The sequence below is a fragment of the Streptosporangium album genome (assembly GCF_014203795.1).
GTDB classification, from domain to species: Bacteria; Actinomycetota; Actinomycetes; order Streptosporangiales; family Streptosporangiaceae; genus Streptosporangium; species Streptosporangium album.
In genome coordinates this window covers 245857-267925 of record NZ_JACHJU010000003.1, presented here as the reverse complement: position 1 = coordinate 267925, position 22069 = coordinate 245857, and the positions used below count along the sequence as shown (strand labels likewise).

Sequence of the window (22069 nt, the reverse complement as noted above, 5' to 3'; positions counted from 1 at the left end):
GATAAGTTCCGGTCTGTGCCCGGAGAGATCGCTGTCCTCGTCAATCCCGCCGCCCGCGGCGGCCGCTCACGCGGCCTGCTCGCCCCGGTGCTCCACAGGCTCCGGCAGGGCGGCGCGGAGGTTTCGGTGATCGTCGGGGAGTCCGCGGACGACGCACTGGAACGCGCCTGCACGGCTGTCGCCGAAGGCCCCGACGCGCTGGTGGCCTTCGGCGGGGACGGTCTGGTCCATCTGGCGGTCCAGGCGGTCGCCGGCACGGATGTCCCGCTGGGCGTCATCCCCGCCGGGACCGGCAACGACATCGCGGGTGCGCTCGGCCTGCCGAGGAAGGACACCCTCGAGGCCGCCGACATCGTGCTCAGGGCCGAGCCCCGCACGGTCGACGCCGCGAGGATCGGCAAGGACGAGTGGTTCGCCGGGGTGGTCTCCTGCGGCTTCGACTCCCGCGTCAACGAGCGGGCCAACCGGATGACCTGGCCGCCCGGCATGGCCAGATACCTGGTCGCGCTGGCCGAGGAGCTCCGGTCCTTCCGGCCGATCCCCTTCCGGATCGACCTGGACGGCGAGATCGTCGAGCAGGAGGCCATGCTGGTCGCGATCGGCAACACCCACTCCTACGGCGCCGGCATGCGGATCTGCCCGGCCGCCGTCCCCGACGACGGCCTGCTGGACGTGACGATCCTCGGCGCCGTGCCCAAGGGGGAGTTCCTGCGCACCTTCCCCCGCGTCTACCGGGGCACCCACGTCACCCACCCCGCCGTCGTGACCAGACGCGCCCGCCGGATCGCGCTGGAAGCCCCGGGCGTGGTCGCCTACGCCGATGGTGAGCGGGTCGGGCCCGCCCCGTTCGTCTGCGAGGTCGTCCCCGGCTCGCTGCGCGTCCTCACATAGGAGGCGGCGCGCGGGGCCCGGCCCGGATCCGTCGAGCATGCGGCGGGCGGACCGGAATCCCGATATCGGTAGGGTGGAGACTATGACGACCCCAGCGGAACGTTACGCTGCCTTCCGTCAGAGCCAGGCTGACAGCGGGCCGGCGCTGACCTCGTTCCGTGGTCTGTACGACTTCGAGCTGGACGACTTCCAGCTCGACGCCTGCCGGGCGCTGGAGGCGGGCGACGGAGTCCTGGTGGCGGCCCCGACCGGTTCGGGCAAGACCGTGGTGGGCGAGTTCGCGGTGCACCTGGCCCTGGAGCAGGACCGCAAGTGCTTCTACACCACCCCGATCAAGGCGCTGTCCAACCAGAAGTACAACGACCTGGTCAGACGGTACGGCGCGGCGAAAGTCGGCCTGCTCACCGGCGACAACAGCATCAACGGCGACGCCCCGATCGTCGTCATGACGACCGAGGTGCTGCGCAACATGCTCTACGCCGGGTCAGGCACCCTGGCGGGGCTCGGCTTCGTCGTCATGGACGAGGTGCACTACCTGGCCGACCGGTTCCGCGGCGCGGTCTGGGAAGAAGTGATCATCCATCTGCCCGAGTCGGTGCGGCTGGTCGCCCTGTCGGCCACCGTCAGCAACGCCGAGGAGTTCGGCGAGTGGATGGGCGAGGTCCGCGGCGACACCAGCGTCATCGTCGACGAGCACCGCCCCGTCCCGCTCTGGCAGCACATGCTCGTCGGCAACCGCCTCTACGACCTGTTCCTGATGGACGAGGACGGCCAGCGGCCACAGGTCAACCCCCACCTGGTGCGGATCGCCAGGGACGAGGAGCGTCAGTCCTACGGCAGGGGCCGGCGTGGCTACTCCCGCCCGCGCAGGTCCGCCCCGCCCGACCGGGCCGTGGCCATCGAGCGTCTCGACGCCGGCGGCCTGCTGCCGGCGATCACCTTCATCTTCTCCCGTGCCGGGTGCGACGCCGCCGTCGAGCAGTGCCTGCACGCCGGCATCCGCCTCACCACCGACACCGAGCGCCACCAGATCCGCCAGATCGTCGACGAGCGCACCGCGCACCTGCCGGACGAGGACCTGGCCGTCCTCGGCTACCTCGAATGGCGCGACGCCCTTGAGCGCGGCCTGGCGGCCCACCACGCGGGCATGCTCCCGGCCTTCAAGGAGGTCGTCGAGGAGCTGTTCACCCGCAACCTGGTCAAGGCGGTGTTCGCCACCGAGACCCTCGCGCTGGGCATCAACATGCCCGCACGCTCCGTGGTGATCGAGAAGCTCGACAAGTGGAACGGCGAGACCCACGCCGACCTCACCCCTGGCGAATACACCCAGCTCACCGGCCGGGCCGGGCGGCGTGGCATCGACGTGGAGGGCCACGCGGTGGTCCAGTGGCAGCCGGGCATGGACCCGCTGCAGGTCGCAGGTCTGGCCAGCACCCGCACCTACCCGCTGCGCTCCAGCTTCCGCCCCTCCTACAACATGGCGGTCAACCTGGTCGGGCAGGTGGGCAGGGAACGCGCCAGGACGCTCCTGGAGTCCTCTTTCGCGCAGTTCCAGGCCGACCGGGCCGTGGTGGGCATCGCCAAACAGGTCCGCCGCGCCGAGGAGGCCCTGGAGGGCTACCGCGAGGCGATGACCTGCCACCTGGGCGACTTCGAGGAGTACGCCGCGATGCGCAGGGCGCTGTCGGACCGTGAGGCCGAGCTGTCGCGCCAGCGCGGCGCGGCCCGCAGGGCACAGGCGCTGCGCTCGCTGGAGGCGCTCAAGCCCGGTGACATCATCCGCATCCCCGGAGGCCGCCGCGCCGGTCTGGCCGTCGTCCTCGATCCCGGACTCAACTCCCGGGGCGAGGGCCCCTCGCCACTGGTGCTGACCATCGGCAAGCAGGTCAAGAAGCTGTCGCCGGTCGACTTCCCGGTCCCGGTGGAGCCGGTCGAGCATCTGCGCATCCCGAAGAACTTCAACGCGCGCTCGCCGAAGGAACGGGCCAATCTGATCGCCTCCGTCCACGCCAAGATCGGCGACCGTGACTTCGGCAAGCCCGCGAGGGCGCGCGACCACGCCGCCGAGGACGAGGAGATCAACCGCCTGCGCAAGGCGATCCGCCAGCATCCCTGCCACGGCTGTGACGAGCGCGAGGACCACGCCCGCTGGGCCGAGCGTTACTACAAGCTGCTGCGCGAGACCGAGGGGCTGCGCCGCCGGGTCGAGGGCCGTTCCCACGTCATCGCCCGCACCTTCGACAAGGTCTGCGCGGTCCTCGACCAGCTCGGCTACCTCGACGGCGAGAGCGTCACCGCCGAGGGCCGTCGCCTGGCCCAGATCTACACCGAGCTCGACCTGCTCACCGCCGAGTGCCTGCGGTCCGGGCTCTGGGAGGATCTGGACCCGGCCGAACTGGCGGCCGTCGTGTCCTCCCTGGTCTTCGAGTCCAGGCAGGCCGACGACGCCCGCCAGCCGAGGATCCCCGCAGGCGGCGCGCAGAGGGCTCTGGGAGACATGGTCCGTCTCTGGGGTGAGCTGGAGTCGATCGAGAGCGACAACGGCCTGTCCTTCATCAGGGAGCCCGACCTCGGCTTCGCCTGGCCGGCCTTCCGCTGGGCCAAGGGCGGCAACCTGGACGCCGTGCTGAGGGACGGGGTCAACGGATCCGAACTGGCGGCCGGCGACTTCGTCCGCTGGGTCAAGCAGTTGCTCGACCTGCTCGGTCAGATCGCCGACGCCGCCCCCAAGAACAGCAAGGTCAAGCAGAACGCGGGCAAGGCGATGGAGGCGCTCCGGCGCGGCGTGGTCGCCTACTCCTCCCTCACCTGAGATCGGCTCCCGCCGGCTTCCCGGGCCCGGTTCCCGTGGGCCCGGGACCAACTGGCCGCCCGGTCAATACCTTGTGACGATTTGTGCGCGTAACGTCACCTTGAGGGCCGTTTCCGGGGTCTCCGCGATGGACATCCCCATGGCGGACCCTTTTGGACCCCTGCCCGAGGAGGTAGGAATGTTAGCTCTCGTCGCCGCACTTCTCTTCGCCCTCGCACTGATCTTCCAGCTCGCCGGCGTGGCCGTCGGCAGCGTCGTGACCGTCGCCACGCTCGTCCTCCTGGGACTGGTCGCGGTCGCGTTGCACCTGGCGGGTGTCGGCACGGGGTGGAGCCTGAAGAGGTAAGTCGCCACTCTCCTGTGGCCGAGGCCGCGTCCGAGCCCCCCGGACGCGGCCTCTGGGCTGTCCAGGCGCACGGGCGGCCCGGCGCATCGGCCTGCGGTTCGGCAGCCACCGGGTGGCCGGTGCCCTCAGGCCAGGCTGAATCGGACCTCACGGGTAGCCGGGTCGGCGCGTGTCAACCTCACCTGGACCGGCTTGCCCAGTTCAAGCCCCTCGCCGTCACAGCGGGCCACCACCGCGGGATCGGTGATCTGAACCTGTCCCCACGCGTGCCTGTCGTCCACGTCGATCACCACCGCGTCGAACGTCCGGCCCACCCGCTCGCGCAGCACGAACGCCTCCACGAGGTCCACACACGCCCGCTCGACGGCGCCGGCGCGCAGCCCGGTCGTGTGCATGATGCCGGGCAGTTCGCCCATGGCCTTCTGGATCTCCTCGGGGACCGGCTCACCCGCCGCGATCGACAGGCAGATCTCGGTGGCGTAGCGGTCGATGAGACGGCGCAGCGGCGCGGTCACGTGTGCGTACGGCGCGGCCACCGCCGCATGGTCCGCCTGGGCGGGCGGCTCGCCGTTGAAGGCCACATACCCGGCCCCGCGCAGCAGGGCCGTGGACTCCTCCAGGAACGCCGCCTGCTGGGGGACCTTCGGGTCGAGCCCGTACACGACGTCGCCGTAAGTGGCGTCCTCCGGCCACGGCACGCCGAGCGCGGCGGCCACCCGGCGCATCTGAGCGACCTGCTCGGCGGGGGCGGGCGGGAGCACGCGCAGCAGGCCGATCTCGGCGTCCAGCATCATCGAGGCGGCGGCCATGCCGGTGAGCAGCGAGATCTGCGCGTTCCAGGTCTCGGCCTCCAGCGAGGCGCGCAGCTCCACCCGGTAGCCGCCGGAGTCGGGGACGACCTCCTGCTCGGGCGTGGGCAGGGTGACCCCGCCCCTGGCCCGTTCCAGCGCGAGCCGGAGCCGGCCGATCTCGGACAGCAGCCGCAACGTGCCATCGGCGGTGCCGGTGTCCACCGCCGCCTGCACGTAGTCGTAGTCCAGCCGCTCCCGGCTGCGTACCAGAGCCCGGGCCACGTCGGCGCCCACGATCCGACCCTCGGCGTCCAGATCGACGCACCACAGCGCGGCGGGCCTGGTGACCCCCGGCAGCAGGCTGGCGGCGCCCTCCGACAGGATCGCCGGGTGCAGCGGCACCCGATGGTCGGGCATGTAGACGGTCTCACCACGGCTACGGGCCTCGGTGTCGATCGCCCCGCCCGGCCGTACGAACGCCGCGACGTCGGCGATGGCGTACCAGACGCGGTAACCGCCGGGGCGCTCCTCCAGGTGCATGGCCTGGTCCAGGTCCATGGAACCGGGCGGGTCGATGGTGATCAACGGCAGCTCGGTCCGGTCCAGTGCGGGCAGCGCGGGAACCTGGGCGACCCACTCGGCCTCGTCGGTCACGGTCTGGGGGAACTCGCCGGGCAGCTTCAGCTCCCGGCGGATCCGCTCGAAACCGTCGTCGAGCCGGGGGTGGGACGCTCCGGACACCCGGATGCTCTTGGGAGACACGGCAATCAACCTACCGCCACCCGTCCTGCCGACCCCCACCGGCGGCTCTCAGGGGCAGGTGACGGCCGGCGCCGCGGCCCTGGCCGGGTCTGGACGGAGACGCCGGTTCAGCTCGGGGACGTCGGTGAGAGCGCGTCCGCCAGGCGGCCCAGGGGGCCGTCCAGACCGTAGCGTCCGGCCAGGGCGGCCAGGGCCTGCGGATCGTGCGCCGTGGTGGGAAGGGCGAGATCCAACTCCGGGACCGGCACGTCCCGGGCGACCTGGACCACAACGGGGGCGACCCGGAGGTAGTCGCGGGCCGCGCTCAGCTTGGCGCGCTGGCCGGCGGTCAGGTCGCCGCCGGAGTCCACGGCTCCGAGCAGAGCCTCCAGTGAACCGAAGCGGGTGATCAGCGCGGCCGCGGTCTTGTCACCGACTCCCGGAACGCCGGGCAGGCCGTCGCTGGGGTCGCCGCGCAGGGTGGCGAAGTCGGCGTAGGAACGGCCGGGAACACCGTACTTGGCGGCCACGGCGGCCTCGTCGACGAGCTCGAGGTTCTTGACCCCCCTCGCCGTGTAGAGGACACGGATGGGCTGGGCGTCGTCCACCAGCTGGAACATGTCCCGATCGCCGGTGACGATGTCGACCGGCCCCTTGGACCGGACGGCGAGCGTGCCCATCACGTCGTCGGCTTCGTAGCCGGGCACGCCGACGCGGGCGATGCCCACCGCGTCGAGCACCCGCTCGATCACCGGCACCTGCGGGGCGAGCGTGTCGGGGATCTCCTCGACGTCGCCCGAGGCGACCCGGTGCGCCTTGTAGGTCGGGATCGCCGTGACGCGGAAGGCCGGGCGCCAGTCGGCGTCCATGCACGCCACCAGCTCGCCGGGGGAGTGCTGCCGGACCAACATGGCGATCATGTCGATGAGACCGCGGATCGCGTTGACCGGCATCCCGTCGGGAGCGGTGATCGACTCCGGCACGCCGTAGAAGGCGCGGAAGTAGAGAGAAGGGGTGTCGAGAAGCATCAGCCCGGGCATGCCGACCATTTAACCAAGCACTCCTTAACCAAGCACTCCGATCGCGAGCACGCAGGTGTCGTCTTCGGGGTTCGGGCCGCCGACCGCCTGGATCAGCCGGTCCAGTCCCGTCTCCAGGTCGTCTCCGGTGATGTCCGCCGCCGCGGCCAAGGCCAGCGCGAGCCCCTCGTCGATGTCGCGGGACCGCCGCTCGACCAGCCCGTCGGTGAACAGCAGCAGCAGATCCCCCGCGCGCAGCTCCACACTGGCCGGTTCGTACGGAACCGCGAGCGTGGCGCCCAGCAGCACCCCGCTGGGCGGATCGAGCTGGACGGCCATCCCGTCCCGGATCAGGATCGGTGCGGGATGACCGGCCTGGCTCCAGGTGAACAGGCCGGTGACGGGATCGAGGTGGCCGATGAGCGCGGTCGCGGTGGTCTCCGCCAGCCGGTGCATGACCAGGACGTTGAGCCAGGTCAGCAGCTTGTCGGAGGACTCACCCGTCATCGCCAGGCCGACGAGCGCGTGCCGGAGCCGTGACATCTGGGCGATGGCGGGCAGGCTGTGCCCGGCCACGTCGCCGATGGTCAGCACCACCCGGCCGTCGGGTAGGACGGTGGCGTCATACCAGTCGCCGCCGAGGCCGCCCTGCCTGCCCGCCGGAACGTAACGGACTTTGATCTGCGTGTTGGGCAGGTCGGCGGCGCCCCCGAGATCGGGCATGATCGCGTCCCGCAGCGCCCCGCTGAGGTGCCGGTCCTCGGCCGCCTGCTCGCGCACCTCCAGGAGCTGACGCCGGGACTCGGACATGACCCGCTCAGCGCGGCGGCGGCCGGTGATGTCCTGGATCACTCCGTGCACGGCGCTGTGCCCACCGGTCGTCACGAGGTCGAGGGCCGCACGTAGGTTGCGGACCTCTCCCCGGCGGTGGATGCGGAACTCGGCCTGTCCGGACGCGGCGCCGTGCACCACGGTCCGGATCAGCTGGTCCAGCTCCGTACGGTCGGCCGCCTCGACGCGGCCGGCCAGGTCGCGCAGGCGGATGGGGCCCTCGCCGGGATCACGCCCGAAGATGGCATAGGTCTGGTCGGACCAGGTGGACTCTCCGGTCTGAAGATCCCACTCGGCCCAGCCGAGGTTGCCGAGTCGCTCGGCGTGTGCCAGCCGCGCGGTGAGGAGTTGTCGTTCCACGGCCATGTGCTCGTCCAGCTCTCCGCGCAACCGCTGCACCATCTCTGCCGCGGTCAGCGGGGCGGAACCGGTCACGTGGTCGTTTCGTGGGTGGAGGGGGGGCTGGTGGCCGCCCACTACGCCGACCATGTAGCTCGCTCTCAAAATGTGGGGTCTTACGGACATTCTGTCGACAAAATGTGATCGTCCTTTGACAGAGTGTAGTGATGTCGTGGCCGGTCCGGCTACTTTTTCCTGGACTTTCTCTCAGCCTCCGGGGCCATGTGTGATGGTGACGCGTCCGGGATTAGATTGGTTGGCGTGACAATGGAGTCTTCTGACCTGTATCCCGTTGCCCGTCTGGCCGCCGCCCAGGAGGCGACCGCCGCCGCCGGCCTCGGCGCGCTGCTCCTGACGCCGAGCCCCGACCTCCGTTATGTGACCGGTTACGAGGCGTTGCCGCTGGAGCGGCTCACCTGCCTGGTGTTGCCGGCCGAGGGCGACGCCTTCCTCATGGTGCCCCGTCTGGAGCTGGCCGCCGCCGAACACTCGCCGGCGTCGAGGCTCGGCATCGAGTTCGTGCCCTGGGACGAGACCGACGACCCCTACGCGGCGGTCGGCGCGCGTCTGGGCGCGGTCGCCAAGGTGGGCCTGGCCGACCGCATGTGGGCGATGCAGTCGTTGCGCTTCCGCGATGCGATCCCCGGGGCGGAGCAGGTGCTCGCCGGGACCGTCCTGCGGGGGCTGCGCATGCGCAAGAGCCCGGCCGAGGTGGCCGCGCTACGTGAGGCGGGCGCCGCGATCGACGCCGTGCACGCCCAGGTGCCCGGCTTCCTGCGGGCCGGCCGTACGGAGCGTGAGGTCGGCAGGGACATCGCCGAGGCGATCATCGCGGCGGGGCACTCGACCGTCGACTTCGTCATCGTCGGCTCCGGGCCCAACGGCGCCAGCCCGCACCACGAGCTGTCCGACCGGGTCATCCAGGCGGGCGAGCCGGTCGTGATCGACATCGGCGGCCAGATGCCCAGCGGCTACTGCTCCGACTCCACCCGGGTCTACTCCGTGGGAGAGCCCCCTTCCGACTTCGCGAAGTACTACGAGGTGCTCCAGCGCGCCCAGGAGGCCGCCTGCGAGGCCGTGCGGCCCGGCGTTCCGTGCGAGGCGATCGACGCCGCCGCCCGCGAGGTGATCACCGCCGAGGGCTACGGGGAGCACTTCATCCACCGCACCGGCCACGGCATCGGCCTGGAGACCCACGAGGAGCCCTACATCGTCGCGGGCAACGCCGAGCCGCTGGCGCCGGGCTTCGCCTTCTCCGTCGAGCCGGGCATCTACCTGCACGGAGCCCACGGCGCCCGCATCGAGGACATCCTCATCTGTACCGAGGAGGGAGGCGAGCGGGTCAACCACCGGCCTCGCGAGCTCGTCATCGTATAACAAGTGTCACAATCGGGGTGATCGGTGATCCCGGTCACCCCGATTGTCGTTTACATCCATGATCTGGAGTGAGCAGAGTTGACCGTTGAGCGCATGCTGCCGACCGCCGAGGCTCACGACCTGCTGGAGCTGGTCCGTGATCTGATCGCCAAGGAAGTGGTGCCCCGGGCGTCGGCCGACGAGTCCGCCGGGCGCTTCCCCCGTGAGGTGTTCACCACCCTCGGCCGGGCAGGGCTGCTCGGACTGCCCTACCCCGAGGAGCACGGTGGTGCGGCGCAGCCGTACGAGGTCTATCTCCAGATGATCGAGGAGCTCGCCGCCGGCTGGCTGGCGGTCGGCCTCGGCCTGTCGGTGCACACCCTGTCGTGCTTCCCGGTCGCCGCCTACGGCACCCCCGAGCAGCGCGCCGCGCTGCTGCCTTCGATGCTCGGCGGCGAGTCGCTGGGCGCCTACTGCCTGTCGGAGCCCCAGTCCGGGTCCGACGCCGCCGCCCTGGTCACCCGCGCCGTCGCCGGCAGCGACGGCTACACCGTGGACGGGGTCAAGGCCTGGATCACCCACGGGGGCGCCGCCGACTTCTACACCCTGATGGCCCGCACCGCGGACGACGGCGGGCGCGGCATCTCCTGCTTCCACGTTCCCGCCGGGACCGAGGGGCTGTCGTTCGGCAGACCCGAGCGGAAGATGGGGATGAAGTCCTCACCGACCGCCCAGGTGCGCTTCGACTCGGTACGGCTCGCCCCCGACGCGCTGCTGGGCGCCGAGGGGGAGGGCTTCCGCATCGCCATGGCCGCCCTCGACGGCGGCAGGCTCGGCATCGCCGCCTGCGCCGTCGGCGTGGCCCAGGCCGCCCTCGACGCGGCCTGTGCCTACGCCAGGGAGCGCCGCCAGTTCGGCTCGCGCATCGTCGATTTCCAGGGGGTCGGTTTCATGCTCGCCGACATGGCCACCCAGGTCGCCGCCGCCCGCGCCCTCTACCTGGACGCCGCCCGCCTGCGCGACGCGGGCCGGCCGTACGGCACGCAGGCCGCGATGGCCAAGCTGTTCGCCACCGACATGTGCATGAAGGTCACCACCGACGCCGTTCAGGTCCTGGGCGGCTACGGCTATGTCGAGGATTTCCCGGTCGAGCGTTACATGCGGGAGGCCAAGGTCCTGCAGATCGTCGAGGGCACCAACCAGGTCCAGCGCGTGGTGATCGGCCGCGCGCTCGCCAAGGGCTGAACGTTCGCACCGCGCGACGGCTCCGGTGACCGCCGGCGCCCGCCCGGAGGTGGTCTGCGGAACCGGTTGCGCCTGACCGGGTTCCCGCCGGTGCCGTCCGGGCCGGAGCGGTCTCGGGCCGTCAGCCCCGCAGGATCGAGTACAGCACCTGGTCGTGCCGGCCTCCGTCGCGCCACTGGGCGTGGGTGCCGACGCCCTTGCCCCGATGGGCGGCGAACACGGAGATGGCGATGGCCCAGCACCACGAGGTGTGCACCGGCCCCCAGGTGTTCTGGAACCATCTCACCCATCCGGCCGGCTGCCCGTCGGCGACGACGGTGAGACGCCCGGCGTCGACGCCGGGCAGGTGCGAGCGCGACGAGGTGGGCCGGTACCGCTTGGCAGGGGACCGTCACGAGTACACGGCGGTCCGGGCCGATCACTTCATCCGGTTGAGGGGCCGCGTCGTGGAGGTGGAAAACGGGTCGCGGGGAGACGGCCGCTTCCGGAAGGATCGGACGCATGTCACAGCCGATCACCCGTCTCAATCCCCAACAGCTCCACAGCACCCCCGGATACAGCCACGTCACCGTCGTCGAGGCGGGCCGGTTGGCCTTTCTCGCCGGCCAATGTCCCCTGGACCGTTCGGGGGTCGTGGTCGGTACGGGCGACATCGATGCCCAGGTCGACCAGGTCGTGGCCAACGCCCTGGTCGCGCTGGCCGCCGTGGACGCGGAGCCCGGACAGGTCGTCCGGTCGGTGATCTATGTCGTCAGCGACGACACCGCCGTGTTGTCCGCCGTGTGGCGGCGTCTGACCGGTTCGGCGCTCGCGGCGGCTTTCACCACGGCCAGCACGCTGCTCGGCGTCGCGCAACTGGGCTTCACCGATCAGCTTGTGGAACTGGACCTCACAGCCGCCCTCGCCGGCTGATCGCAACCGCCCGTGCCGGAGGGGGAGAGGCCGCCCGTCCTGGTGCGGTGTGGGCCGATCACCCGGGATCGGCGCCGATGATCTCCGCCACGTCCGGTGGGAGCGGGTAGGGCCGCTCGGCGGGGAGGGCACCGTGCTCTCCCGCTCGGACCGCGCCGGCCAGGTCCGTGACGTCGGTGACGGCAGTGATCCACTCATCCGTGTAGCGGTCCACGGCCTCGCCGGACAGGCCGATCTGCAGGGACCGGTACGGCAGGGCGTTCAGATGGCGGTCGCGTTCGGGGTCCCACTGGATCCGGACCGGGCTCCGTCTGAGCCGTTCCGCCCACGCGCCCCGGTCGGCGTGCCGCTCAGCGGCCCGGGTTCGAGCCGTCCGCGGGCGGTGTCACCGGTCCGGCGGCCGTGTGCTCCGGGCCGGGTACGGCCGCCCAGCGGGGCATCGGCTCGCAGGCCCGCATCCAGCCGGGAGGCAGGCCGCCGGAGCCGACGCGTGCGCCGACGACGCCGCAGACGATCGCACATGTGGTGTCGATGTCACCGCCCGCCCGGGCGGTGGTCCAGAAGGCGCGCTCGAAGTCGTCGAGATTGCGGGCGGCGGCCCACAGCGCGAAGGGGACGGTGTCGTGGGCGCTGACGTTGCGCCCGTTGCCGAGGATCCCGGCGGCGAGGACCGGATCGCCGATGGTGAGCAGATGCCCGGCCTCCCTGATCCCGTTGTGAACGGAACCCGCGGGCACGTGCGCCAGCACCTGGTCGAGAAACCGGCCTGGGCTGAGCCGGAGCTGTGATGCGGCGATCGCCGTGGCGACGGCCACCGCGACCGCTCCGGCGACGGCTTCGGGATGGGTATGGGTGACCCGCGCGGACAGTTCCGCCTGCCGTACGGCGTGCGCCGGGTCGTCGGCGAACCAGGCGCCCAGCGGCGCGACCCGCATGGCGGCGCCGTTGCCCCACGAGCCCTTCCCGTCGAACAGGTCCGCGGCCAGCGCCCGCCAGTCGCCGCCTTCGCGGACCATGCGCAGCATCCGGTTGGTGGCCGGGCCGTACCCCCGGTCGAAGTCGTGGCGGACGGCGAAGCTCGCTGAGAGCTCGTCCTGGTCGATGGTTCCGTGGTCGGCCAGGATCCGGTAGATCGAGCAGGCCATCTCGGTGTCGTCGGTCCACTGCCACGGCGCGGGCGGCAGCGTGTGATCGGTGAGGGCCTGGCGGTTGGCGGGGACGAAGAACTGCGAGCCGAGCGCGTCACCCAGGGCCAGGCCGTACAGGGAGGCGGTGGCGCGTGCAAGACGATCTGATGACATCGCCTCCCATCTTTCACCATGAGGGCCTGCCGCGGGTGGCCAGAGGCAGCCGATATAGGGGATGACGCCGGCTCCGGCCCTGTGGTCCCGGCTCGGCCGGAGACGCCGGGGCGGTGGGCGACCCCCGGCTGTTCCGGCGGGGCCGGGTGGCCCCGCCCTGCTCCGTACGGGTCAGAGCCCGTACTCCTCCAGCAGCCGCAGCCAGATCTCGCTCACGGTGGGGAAGGACGGGACGGCGTGCCAGAGCCGGTCCAAGGGCACCTCGGCGGTGACGGCGATCGTCGCCGAGTGCAGCAGCTCCGCCACGTCAGGCCCGGCGAAGGTCACGCCCAGCAGGACGCGCCTGCGCTCGTCCACGACGGCCTTCGCCCTGCCCCGGTAGCCGTCGCCGAGCAGGTAGGCGCCGGAGACCGCGCCCAGGTCGTACTCGATCACGCGGATGTCGAAGCCCTCCTCGCGGGCCTGCGCCTCGGCGCGGCCGACCGCGCAGATCTGGGGGTCGGTGAAGACCACCTGCGGCGCGCCGTACCCGTCGGCGATGTCGCGCATCGCCGGCAGGTCGTCGGGCTCGCCCTTGGCCCGCGCCGCGATGACGTCGCCGCACACCCGGGCCTGGTACTTGCCCATGTGGGTGAGCAGGTTGCGGCCGTTGACGTCGCCCACGGCGTACAGCCAGCCGTCGGCGACCCCGGTCGCGCGCATGCTGTCGTCGACCCGCACCGGTCCGGCCTCCGGCAGGCCGACGGTGTCGAGCCCGACATCGCCGGTCGCGGGCCGGCGGCCGGTGGCGACCAGCAGCTCGTCGGCCTCCAGCGGCGGCCCCTCGGAGAAGTGGACGGTCACCGGGCCACCCGGCTCGGGCCGCTCGACCCCGGTGACCTGGACGCCGGTACGGATCTCGATGCCGGCGTCGGTGAGCGAGGCGGCCAGCAGCTCTCCGGCGAACGGCTCCACCCGGCCCAGCAGCGAGTGCCCGCGCACCAGCATGGTCACCTCCTCGGCGCCGAGCCCGTGCAGGGCCTGTGCCATCTCGCAGGCCACCACGCCACCACCCAGTACGGCCAGCCGCCTCGGGACGGCCGTGACGCTGGTCGCCTCGCGGCTCGTCCACGGTGCGGCCTCCGCCAGGCCGGGGATCGGCGGTGTCACCGGCCGGCTGCCGGTGGCCAGCACGACGGCGTGCCGGGCACGGAGCAGGTAGGTGGCGCCGTTGGGGGCGGTCACCTCGACCTGCCTGGGGCCCCGCAGCCGCCCGTATCCCCGCACGAACTCCGCCGGAATGCCCTTGACCCATTTCACCTGGTTGCCGTCGTCCAGATGGGACACCGCCTCGTCGCGCCGGGCGAGCACGGCGTCGACGTCGATCGGCCCCAGGGTCAGCCCGGGCACCCTGCCGACCTCTGCGGCGAGCTCCACCGGGCGCAGCAGGGCCTTGCTGGGGATGCAGGCCCAGTAGGAGCATTCCCCGCCGACCAGCTCCGCCTCCACCACCACCACGCTCAGCCCGCCACGGGCCGCGCGGGCCGCGGCGTTCTCTCCCGCGGGACCGGCGCCTACCACGATCACGTCGAACTCGTCGGACACGACTACCTCCCAGAGCGAACGGACCGGCCGCCGCAGTCGTCATGGCGGCGCCCGTCGCACCAGCTTCGCATCTTTGTCCCGGACGGCACGTACTCGAGGGCCGCCGGAGGGAGTGATCACTTACTGCGGGGGCGTCCGGTTCCGGTATCTTTCGTCAGCTGTCGGTTTTCCGCGGGCCGCGTCACCGGCGGTGACTTCGAGCACCATGTCGACACCGGCGGGCCCGCCGACCTCTCGGCCGCCGTGGAGACGAGGCTCCGGCGTCCTCCGAGGCTCCGGCGGAGACGGGAGCGGAGACGGGGGAGGCCGCTGAGGCCCGGTGACCGCCGGGGTGGCCCGTCCGGGGGAGCCGGGAAGGAGCGGTGTTGGGACCATGCCGTGACCCTGGAAAGGCGCGGGTGGCCGCCGGTGCCGTTACCGTTGATCGGGTGGAGGAGATCGACCGCCGGATCGTGACGTTGCTGGCGAAGGACGGCCGGATGAGCTTCACCGATCTGGCCAGGGAGACCGGGCTGTCGGTGTCGGCGGTCCACCAGAGGGTGCGCCGGCTGGAGAAGCGCGGCGTGCTGCGGGGATACGCGGCGCTGGTGGACTACGACGCGATCGGGCTCTCGCTCACCGCCTTCGTCTCCATCAAGCCGATCGACCCGGCCGCCGCCGACGACGCCCCCGACCGGCTGGCCCACCTGAGCGCCATCGAGGCCTGCCACAGCGTGGCCGGCGACGAGAGCTACATCCTCAAGGTGCGGGTCGCCTCGCCGATCGCGCTGGAGGAGCTGCTCAACCAGATCCGCACCTCGGCCAACGTCTCGACCCGGACGACGGTCGTGCTGAGCACGCCCTACGAACACCGCGCCCCCGAGCCGGCGAACTCGGACACCGGCAAGCCGGACGAGAGCGCCTGACCCGGGTTCTCGCAGCCGCGCCCCGTGAGGGCGATGCGGGCAGCGACATGGGCGGTCCCGGTCCCTTCGAGTACCGGGAGGCCCGCCGGCTCTCCCGCGGCTCGCGGTGGCGTACGGCTCACACCGTGGCGGGGAAGTGGGCGCGCAGACGGGCCTTGGCCTCCTCGGTGGCGCCCAGGCTGTCCAGGCCGAGCAGGGCGGCGCCCACGAGGGGCGGGACGTCCGCGACGACCAGCTTGGCGTGGGGGGCCTGCTCGGCGAAGCGCCGCTCGATCAGGTCACTCAGCAGCGGGTCCCGGGCGGTCAGCACACCCCCGCCCAGGACCACCTCCGTCGGGGTGTCCAGCAGGCTCAGGCGGCGCAGCGCCACCACCGCGAGGACGGTGACCTCGTCGGCCATCCGGACCACCAGCGAGCGGGCCACCTCGTCGCCGCCGGCGGCGGTCGCCATCAGCACCGGCACCAGTCCGTGCAACCCGGACACGGGCCGGTCGCCGAAGTGGATGCCCAGCGCCACCTCCTCGACGGTGCCCGTGCCGAAATGCTCGATGACCGCGCGCTCCAGCGCGGTGGCCGGACCCCGGCCGTCCTCGGCCCGTACGGCATGCCAGAGTGCCTCCTCCCCCAGGGTCATCCCGCCACCCCAGTCGCCGGTGAGCCTGCCGAGCGCCGGATACCTGGTCACCTGCCCGGTGGGGGAGACCCCCACGGCGTTGACGCCCGCCCCGCACACCACGGCCACGCCCGCGGCCGTGGAGGCCCCGGCACGCAGGAGGGCGAAGGTGTCGTTGCCGACCACCACGTCCCGCCCGTACCCGCGGGTGAGGATCTCCTCGCGGATGGCCTCCTCCTCGACCGGCAGGTCGGCGCCGGCCACGTAGGCGGCCACATGGTCGGCGAACGGGGGCGCCAGGCCGGGGCCGAGCCGCCGTACGGCGTCGCCGATCACGTCGACCGCGGCGCCCACCCCCGCGCTCTGCGGCTCGAAGGCCGCGCCGCGACCGGAGGCGAGGACGGAGCCGTCCTCGCCGACCAGCGCGACGTCGGTCTTGCTGTTGCCGCCGTCCACGGCCAGAACGGTTCTCACGCGGTCGCCCAGGGCAGGTGCCGGCGGTTGGCGTCGACGAGGCGCCGGGCCAGTTCCTGTGACAGTGAGGCCCGGCCGACCAGTGGGTGGGCCAGCAGCGCGTCCGCGACCCGCTCGGTGCCGCCGTGCAGGGCGGCCTCCAGCGCCAGCGTCTCGTACGCCGTGACATGGGCGATGAGCCCGGCGAAGAGCGGCTCGACGGGGTCCACGGGCAGCGCGGCCGCCCCCGTGGCGGTGATCTCGGCCGGCACCTCGATGACCGCGTCGCCGGGCAGGAACGGCAGCGTGCCGTCGTTGCGCAGGTTGACCACCTGCGTGTCGCCGCGGTCGCCGAGCAGCGAGGCGATCAGCGCCACCGCGGCCTCGGAGTAGAACGCCCCGCCCCGTTCGCCCAGCAGTCCGGGCTTGGTGTTCACCGAGGGGTCGGCGTACATCTCCAGCAGGGCGGCCTCCATCGCCGCGACCTCCGCCGCGCGTGACGGCTTGGCCCGCTGCTCCTCCACCACGAGGTCGTGCTCGTAGAAGTAACGCAGGTAGTAGGAGGGCACCACGCCGAGGCGGTGGACCAGCCCGGCCGGCAGGCCGACGTCCCGGGCGATCTCCTCGCCGTGGCTCTCCAGCAGCCGGGGGAGCACGTCCACCCCGTCCAGGTGGACGGCCCGCTCCCAGGTCAGGTGGTTCAGGCCGACATGACCGAGGGAGATCCGTTCCGGCGCGACGCCCAGGTGGGCGGCGAACCGGCGCTGGAAGCCGATGGCCACGTTGCACAGGCCGATGGCCCGATGGCCGGCCTGCAGCAGCGCCCTGGTGACGATGCCCACCGGGTTGGTGAAGTCGACGATCCAGGCGTCGGGAGCGTGCCGGCGGACCTTCTCGGCGATGTCCAGCACGACCGGGACCGTGCGCAGGGCCTTGGCCAGGCCACCCGCTCCGGTGGTCTCCTGGCCGACGCAGCCGCACTCCAGCGGCAGCGTCTCGTCCACCTCTCGCGCCGCCTGGCCGCCGACGCGTAGCTGGAGCAGGACCGTCCCGGCTCCGGCCACGCCCTCCTCGACGGAGGCGGTCGCGACGACCTTGGCGGGGTGGCCGGCGTGCGCCAGCATCCGGCGGGTCATCCCGGCGACCGTCTCCAGCCGGCGCACGTCCGGGTCGATCAGCGCGATCTCGGTGAGGGGGAGCTCGTCCCGGAGCCGCGCGAACCCGTCGACCAGTTCCGGCGTGTAGGTCGAGCCGCCCCCGACAACGGCGAGTTTCACCCTTTGACTCCTGTCAGTGTGACGCCCTCGACGAAGGCCTTCTGGGCGAAGAAGAACACGATGATCACCGGGGCCATGACGAGGAGGGTCGCCGCCATGGTGAGGTTCCACTGCACGCTGTGCAGTGCCCGGAAGGACGCCAGCCCGAGGGAGAGCGTCCAGTTCTCCTCGGTGGTCTGGGCGTAGAGCAGCGGGCCGTAGTAGTCGTTCCAGCAGTAGAAGAACTGGAACAGGGCCACTGCCGCGATCCCCGGCCGTGCCATCGGCAGGATCACCCTGACCAGGATCCTGAGGTCCGAGCAGCCGTCCACGAGGGCCGCCTCGGTGTACTCCCTGGGGATCGTGACCAGGAACTGCCGCAGCAGGAAGATCGAGAAGGCGTCGCCGAGCAGCATCGGCAGGATCAGTGGCCACAGCGTGCCGGTGAGCTCGAAACGTGCCCAGATGAGGTAGACGGGGACGGCGACGACCTGCGGCGGCAGCATCATCATCATGATGACCGCGAAGAAGGCCAGCCTGCGTCCACGGAAGCGGAACCGGGCCATCGCATAGGCCACCGGGATCGACGACAGCAGCGTGAACAGGGTGCCGAGCCCGGCGTACATGAACGTGTTGCCCAGCCAGTGCAGGAGCTGCGACCTGGCGAACACCTCGGCGAAGTTGCCCCAGTTCCAGGTGTCCGGCCACAGGTCGCCGGTGAGCGCCTGGTCGTCGCTCATCAGCGCGGTCAGCGTCACGAACACCAGCGGGCCGATGAACATCATCGACAGGGCGACGGCGACGGTGTGGGTGGCGATCCAGTACAGCGTCCTGCGGGCCCGTCCGCCGCGTGCGGCCGCGCGGCCGGCGGGGGAGGCGGTGGTGGGCGGCCGGGTGGCCAGGGTGGTCACGGGTTGCCTCCTTGGCCGTCGGCGAACGTGCGGAACCGGCGGATGAGGACGAGGGTGAAGATCACAGAAGCCGCGAACAGCAGCAGCGCCAGCACGCAGGCGTAGCCCATGCTGAAGTCGCGGAATCCCGCGTGGAACAGCCACTGGGGCAGCGTCAGCGTGGACAGCTCGGGATAGCCCGGCACGAAGCTGCTGCCCGGCGAATCGGTGACCCCGGCCGCGACCCGGGAGGCGATCATCGCCTGGGTGAAGTACTGCAGCGCGTAGATGACCCCGGTGACCGTGGAGAACATCAGCACGGGGGAGATCATCGGCAGCGTGATGCTCCGGAACTGCCGCCACCCGCCCGCTCCGTCGATGGCGGCGGCCTCGTACAGGTGTTTGGGCACGTCCAGCAGCGCGGCAAGGAAGATCATCATTGTGTTGCCGATGCCCCACATGGCCAGCAGGGTCAGGCCGGGCTTGGCCCAGTCCTTGTCACCGAACCAGTCGGGCGCGGTGATCCCGAAGAGCTCGATGATCTGGTTGAGGGGACCCGAGGGGTTCATCAGGAAGACGAAGGAGACGGTCCCGGCGACCAGCGGCACCAGCGACGGCAGGTAGAACACCGTGCGGAAGAAGCCGGAGCCCGCCTTCAGGCGGGTGAGCAGCTGGGCCACGGCCAGGCCGAAGAGCACCTGGGCCGGGACCATGAAGACCACCAGCCACAGCGTGTTCTTGATGGACACCCACGCCCGGTCGTCGTGGAGGAAGTAGCGGTAGTTGTCCAGGCCGATGAACTCCAGCGTGAACAGGTCGTAGCGGTGGAAGGAGAAGTAGACCGTCGCCGCGAGGGGGTAGGCGAAGAAGACCGCGAACCCGACCAGCCATGGGGACATCCACAGGAGGGCCTTGCGGCCCTCGCCGCGCCGCCACCGGGGCGGCGCGGCATGGGTGACGCCGCTCATCGAGGATCAGCCCCCGGAGAGCTTCAGCTTGTCGTTGATCCTCTTGTCCACCTCGGCGAGCCCGGTGTCGAGGTCCTCGATCGAGCCCATCTCCCACCGGGCGAGGAACTCCTGCATGGCCTCCTGGTTGAAGACGCTGTTGACGCTGGAGGGCACCGTGCTCGTCTTGGGGTGGGCGAAGACGTCGATGAAGGTCTGGAAGTTGTCGTCCTTCTTCAGATCCGGCGACTCCAGCGAGGCCTTCGTCGTCGGCACGTTGCGCAGCGCGTTGGAGAGGGTGACCAGGGCGGAGGTGTCGGTGGTCAGATACTTCACCAGCTCCCAGGCGGCCTGCGGGTTCTTCGCCCCCTTGGGCACGCCGATCACGGTGCCGGCGGTGAAGCCGCTGCCGTACAGGTCGGGCCTGTCGTCGGCCACCGGGAGGGGCGCGGTGCCGTAGTCGAGGTTCCCGGCCTCACTGGCGATCATGGCGTTGCGCCACTCGCCGTCGAGCACCATGGCGACCTTGCCCTTGTAGAACGGGTGATCGGCCGACCATTCCTGTCCCAGGCTCTTGCGGAACCTGTCGAGCTTGTCGTAGCCGTACCAGTCGACGAGCTCCTTCTGCCACCGTAGGAGCCGTTTCCAGGCGGGGTCGGAGCCGATCGCCGAGGTGCCGTCCGGGTTGTACCACTTGGCGTCGACCATCGGGGCGACGTGCGAGGCGACGTTCTCGTAGTACTGGAAGCTCGGGATGAAGCCGGCGACCTTGATGGTCCCGTCCGCGTCGCGGACCGTGAGCTTCTTGGCGAGCTCGGTCAGCTCCGACAGCGTCTTGGGAGGTGCGTTGCCCTTCATCAGGGCCTTGTTGTAGTAGAGACCGTAGGCGTCGGCGAGCAGCGGCATCACGCAGCGCCTGCCCTCGAACTCGGTGTAGGCGCGCGACGCCTCCGGCAGCACCGACAGGTCGATGCCGTCCTGCCGGATCACCGGCGTGAGGTCCTGGAACGTTCCGCTTCTGCACCACTGCGCCACGTTGTCGGTGGTGAAGGAGGACGCGACGTCGGGCGCCTTCCCGCCACGCACCGCCTGGGTGATCTGGTCGTCCTGGACGCCCTTGACCAGCTTGACGGTGATCTGCGGGAACTTCTGACGGAACCCGGCGACGGCGTCCTCGAACGCCTTCACCTCGGCGGGCGCCGAGAACCCGTGCCACAGCTCAAGCGTGGTGGCCGGGAGGGTCGCGGAGGCGGAGCCCGAGGGCCGGGGCTGTGCCCCGAGCGCGGGCGCGCCCTCCTTGCCCGCGGTGCAGGCGGTCAGTGCCGCGGCCGTGAGGGCGGCCGCGGCGAGAATGGGAAGACGTCGGTGCACGACGGCTGTCTCCTTACGTGTGGGGGGATCACGAGAGGGACGGTGAGGGTCGGAGGGTCTCAGGAGGGGACGGTGGAGCCGAAGACCTCGTCGCGGGCGGCGGCGAGGGCGAGGTCGAGCGCGCCGGCCAGGACGGGGTTGCCCTCCACGGTCGACAGCAGCAGGGGCGGGCGGGGGATGGTCAGCGCGTGGAGTTCGTGTTCGACGAGTTCGCGCAGGGTCTCGCCGCCGGCCAGGAGGGTTCCGCCGGTCAGCACGATGAGTCCGGGGTCGACGACCGAGGTGATCGAGGCCAGGCCGATCGCCAGCCGGGCGGCGATGTCGCGCAGCCCGGCACGGGCGTCGTCGGCGGGTCTGCCGGTGGACCGCGAGGCCCGCACCGCGTTCCGTACGGCCTGCCCGGAGGTCGTGCCGCGCACGCCGTACGACCTGAGGATCTCGAGGACGGCGGGGCCGCCGGTGAGGGCCTGGTAGCCGTGGTTGGCGTAACGCCCCGTCTCGCGGGCCGTCGGCGCGCCGGGAGTGGGCATGTAGCCGACCTCGCCGGCGCCGCCGGTGGCGCCCCGGTGCAGCCTGCCTCCCAGCACCAGCGCCGAGCCGAGACCCGCGTCGGCCCAGAGCAGCACGTAGTCCTGGTGGCCGCGGGCCACGCCGTGTGCCTGCTCGGCCTGCGCCACGAGGTTGACGTTGTTCTCGACGGCGACCTGGACGCCGAGTCCCCCGCTGAGTGTGGCCACCAGGCTCGGGATGTGCCAGCCGGGCATGTCCTCGCTGGTGGCGTAGCCCAGCCTGCCGGTGCCGGGGTCGATCGCCCCCTGCACGCCGATGACCGCGCGCCGCAGGTCGGCGGGCGCGTCCGCCCCCCGCAGCGCGGCGCGGACCTGCTCCACGGCGTCACCGCCCGTGCCGCCGGGGGTGGGCAGCCGGTGCTCGCCGATCACGGTGCCGGTGATGTCGGCGATCCTGACGTCGATGTGCGCGGGGGTGACGTCCAGTGCGGCGACGTGTGCGGCGGCCGGGTTGAGCCGGTAGACCTCGGCCGTACGGCCCGGCAGCCCCTCGCGGATGCCGTTCAGGACGACCAGCCCCGCCTCCTGGAGCCGGGCGAGCAGTTGGGAGGCGGTGGGCTTGGACAGGCCGGTCAGGGCGCCGATCTCCGGGCGGGTCAGCGGGCCGCGCTCCAGGAGCGCCTGCAGGGCGGCGCGATCGTTGATCGCGCGCAGCAGGCTGGGGGTGCCGGGCGTCGGCTGGGTCACGGGTCCTCCGGGTTCGCGCGCTCGTAACGGTCGCCCACACGGTTAAGTTAGGAAAGTTTCCTAACTTGGAATGAATCTAAGGAGCGCCGGCGAATCTCGTCAAGCGTGGAGGGGGGAACCGCAATCAACCTGTGATGGCCGGAGGATGGG

19 protein-coding genes and 1 pseudogene are annotated in these 22069 nt (G+C 71.5%); 7 read left to right on the top strand and 13 right to left on the bottom strand.

What is annotated here, in order from left to right:
- Positions 1-15: 15 nt before the first annotated feature.
- The 3 genes from FHR32_RS31080 to FHR32_RS31070 all read left to right on the top strand — a co-directional run bounded on the left by FHR32_RS31080 (position 16) and on the right by FHR32_RS31070 (position 4049).
- A complete protein-coding gene (locus FHR32_RS31080; protein WP_184758091.1) occupies positions 16-891 on the top strand; it encodes a diacylglycerol kinase in 876 nt (291 codons plus the stop codon).
- 82 nt (positions 892-973) lie between these two features.
- Entirely contained in the window at positions 974-3703 is a 2730-nt protein-coding gene (locus FHR32_RS31075; protein ID WP_184758090.1) for a DEAD/DEAH box helicase, read from the top strand.
- Between the two features lie 178 nt (positions 3704-3881).
- A complete protein-coding gene (locus FHR32_RS31070) occupies positions 3882-4049 on the top strand; it encodes a hypothetical protein (RefSeq protein WP_184758089.1) in 168 nt (55 codons plus the stop codon).
- A gap of 125 nt (positions 4050-4174) precedes the next feature.
- Here FHR32_RS31070 and FHR32_RS31065 read toward each other — a convergent pair whose 3' ends face one another.
- The 3 genes from FHR32_RS31065 to FHR32_RS31055 form a co-directional block, all read right to left on the bottom strand.
- On the bottom strand, positions 4175-5602 hold the full coding sequence (locus FHR32_RS31065; protein WP_312882785.1) for an RNB domain-containing ribonuclease: 1428 nt from the start codon (positions 5600-5602) through the stop codon (positions 4175-4177).
- Positions 5603-5709: 107 nt separating this feature from the next.
- Positions 5710-6630, bottom strand: a complete 921-nt coding sequence (locus FHR32_RS31060) for a 5'-3' exonuclease (RefSeq protein ID WP_221466474.1) — start codon at positions 6628-6630, stop codon at positions 5710-5712.
- 15 nt (positions 6631-6645) lie between these two features.
- On the bottom strand, positions 6646-7866 hold the full coding sequence (locus FHR32_RS31055; protein ID WP_312882784.1) for a PP2C family protein-serine/threonine phosphatase: 1221 nt from the start codon (positions 7864-7866) through the stop codon (positions 6646-6648).
- Between the two features lie 231 nt (positions 7867-8097).
- Here FHR32_RS31055 and FHR32_RS31050 point away from each other — a divergent pair, with 231 nt between their 5' ends.
- Both FHR32_RS31050 and FHR32_RS31045 read left to right on the top strand, forming a co-directional pair.
- On the top strand, positions 8098-9207 hold the full coding sequence (locus tag FHR32_RS31050; RefSeq protein ID WP_184758630.1) for a M24 family metallopeptidase: 1110 nt from the start codon (positions 8098-8100) through the stop codon (positions 9205-9207).
- 78 nt (positions 9208-9285) lie between these two features.
- A complete protein-coding gene (locus FHR32_RS31045) occupies positions 9286-10431 on the top strand; it encodes an acyl-CoA dehydrogenase family protein (RefSeq protein ID WP_281391107.1) in 1146 nt (381 codons plus the stop codon).
- A 121-nt stretch (positions 10432-10552) separates the two neighbouring features.
- Here FHR32_RS31045 and FHR32_RS31040 read toward each other — a convergent pair whose 3' ends face one another.
- Complete coding sequence (locus FHR32_RS31040) at positions 10553-10777, bottom strand: GNAT family N-acetyltransferase (protein WP_345003422.1); 225 nt, start codon at positions 10775-10777, stop codon at positions 10553-10555.
- Between the two features lie 155 nt (positions 10778-10932).
- On the opposite strand from FHR32_RS31040, the gene FHR32_RS31035 reads away from it, so the two are divergent.
- Positions 10933-11343 carry a RidA family protein gene (locus tag FHR32_RS31035; protein ID WP_184758086.1) on the top strand — a complete coding sequence of 137 codons (411 nt, stop codon included), beginning with the start codon at positions 10933-10935 and terminating at the stop codon, positions 11341-11343.
- A gap of 58 nt (positions 11344-11401) precedes the next feature.
- On the opposite strand, the pseudogene FHR32_RS31030 reads toward FHR32_RS31035, so the two are convergent.
- From FHR32_RS31030 to FHR32_RS31020, 3 genes and pseudogenes are all read right to left on the bottom strand, one after another.
- Positions 11402-11641: pseudogene (locus tag FHR32_RS31030) on the bottom strand (DUF4291 family protein); the annotation flags it as partial.
- 52 nt (positions 11642-11693) lie between these two features.
- Complete coding sequence (locus tag FHR32_RS31025; protein ID WP_184758085.1) at positions 11694-12644, bottom strand: ADP-ribosylglycohydrolase family protein; 951 nt, start codon at positions 12642-12644, stop codon at positions 11694-11696.
- Between the two features lie 171 nt (positions 12645-12815).
- On the bottom strand, positions 12816-14228 hold the full coding sequence (locus FHR32_RS31020) for a dihydrolipoyl dehydrogenase family protein (RefSeq protein ID WP_312882783.1): 1413 nt from the start codon (positions 14226-14228) through the stop codon (positions 12816-12818).
- A 428-nt stretch (positions 14229-14656) separates the two neighbouring features.
- On the opposite strand from FHR32_RS31020, the gene FHR32_RS31015 reads away from it, so the two are divergent.
- Positions 14657-15133: an Lrp/AsnC family transcriptional regulator gene (locus FHR32_RS31015; RefSeq protein WP_184758084.1), complete on the top strand. Its 477-nt coding sequence runs from the start codon at positions 14657-14659 to the stop codon at positions 15131-15133.
- 118 nt (positions 15134-15251) lie between these two features.
- Here the strand turns inward: FHR32_RS31015 and FHR32_RS31010 are convergent, their stop codons facing one another.
- From FHR32_RS31010 to FHR32_RS30985, 6 genes are read right to left on the bottom strand one after another with little or no spacing between them, the layout of a single operon-like run.
- Positions 15252-16220, bottom strand: coding sequence for an N-acetylglucosamine kinase (locus FHR32_RS31010; protein ID WP_184758083.1), 969 nt, complete (start codon positions 16218-16220; stop codon positions 15252-15254).
- The gene (locus FHR32_RS46845; protein ID WP_184758082.1) at positions 16217-17476 is read right to left on the bottom strand and encodes a 6-phospho-beta-glucosidase; all 1260 of its coding nucleotides are present in this window, start codon (positions 17474-17476) and stop codon (positions 16217-16219) included. Before FHR32_RS46845 ends, FHR32_RS31010 begins: the two co-directional genes overlap by 4 nt.
- The gene (locus FHR32_RS31000) at positions 17473-18366 is read right to left on the bottom strand and encodes a carbohydrate ABC transporter permease (RefSeq protein ID WP_184758081.1); all 894 of its coding nucleotides are present in this window, start codon (positions 18364-18366) and stop codon (positions 17473-17475) included. Before FHR32_RS31000 ends, FHR32_RS46845 begins: the two co-directional genes overlap by 4 nt.
- A complete protein-coding gene (locus FHR32_RS30995) occupies positions 18363-19313 on the bottom strand; it encodes a carbohydrate ABC transporter permease (RefSeq protein ID WP_184758080.1) in 951 nt (316 codons plus the stop codon). Before FHR32_RS30995 ends, FHR32_RS31000 begins: the two co-directional genes overlap by 4 nt.
- Positions 19314-19319: 6 nt before the next feature.
- Positions 19320-20663, bottom strand: a complete 1344-nt coding sequence (locus FHR32_RS30990; protein WP_184758079.1) for an ABC transporter substrate-binding protein — start codon at positions 20661-20663, stop codon at positions 19320-19322.
- A gap of 59 nt (positions 20664-20722) precedes the next feature.
- Entirely contained in the window at positions 20723-21919 is a 1197-nt protein-coding gene (locus FHR32_RS30985; protein ID WP_184758078.1) for an ROK family transcriptional regulator, read from the bottom strand.
- Positions 21920-22069 lie beyond the last annotated feature (150 nt).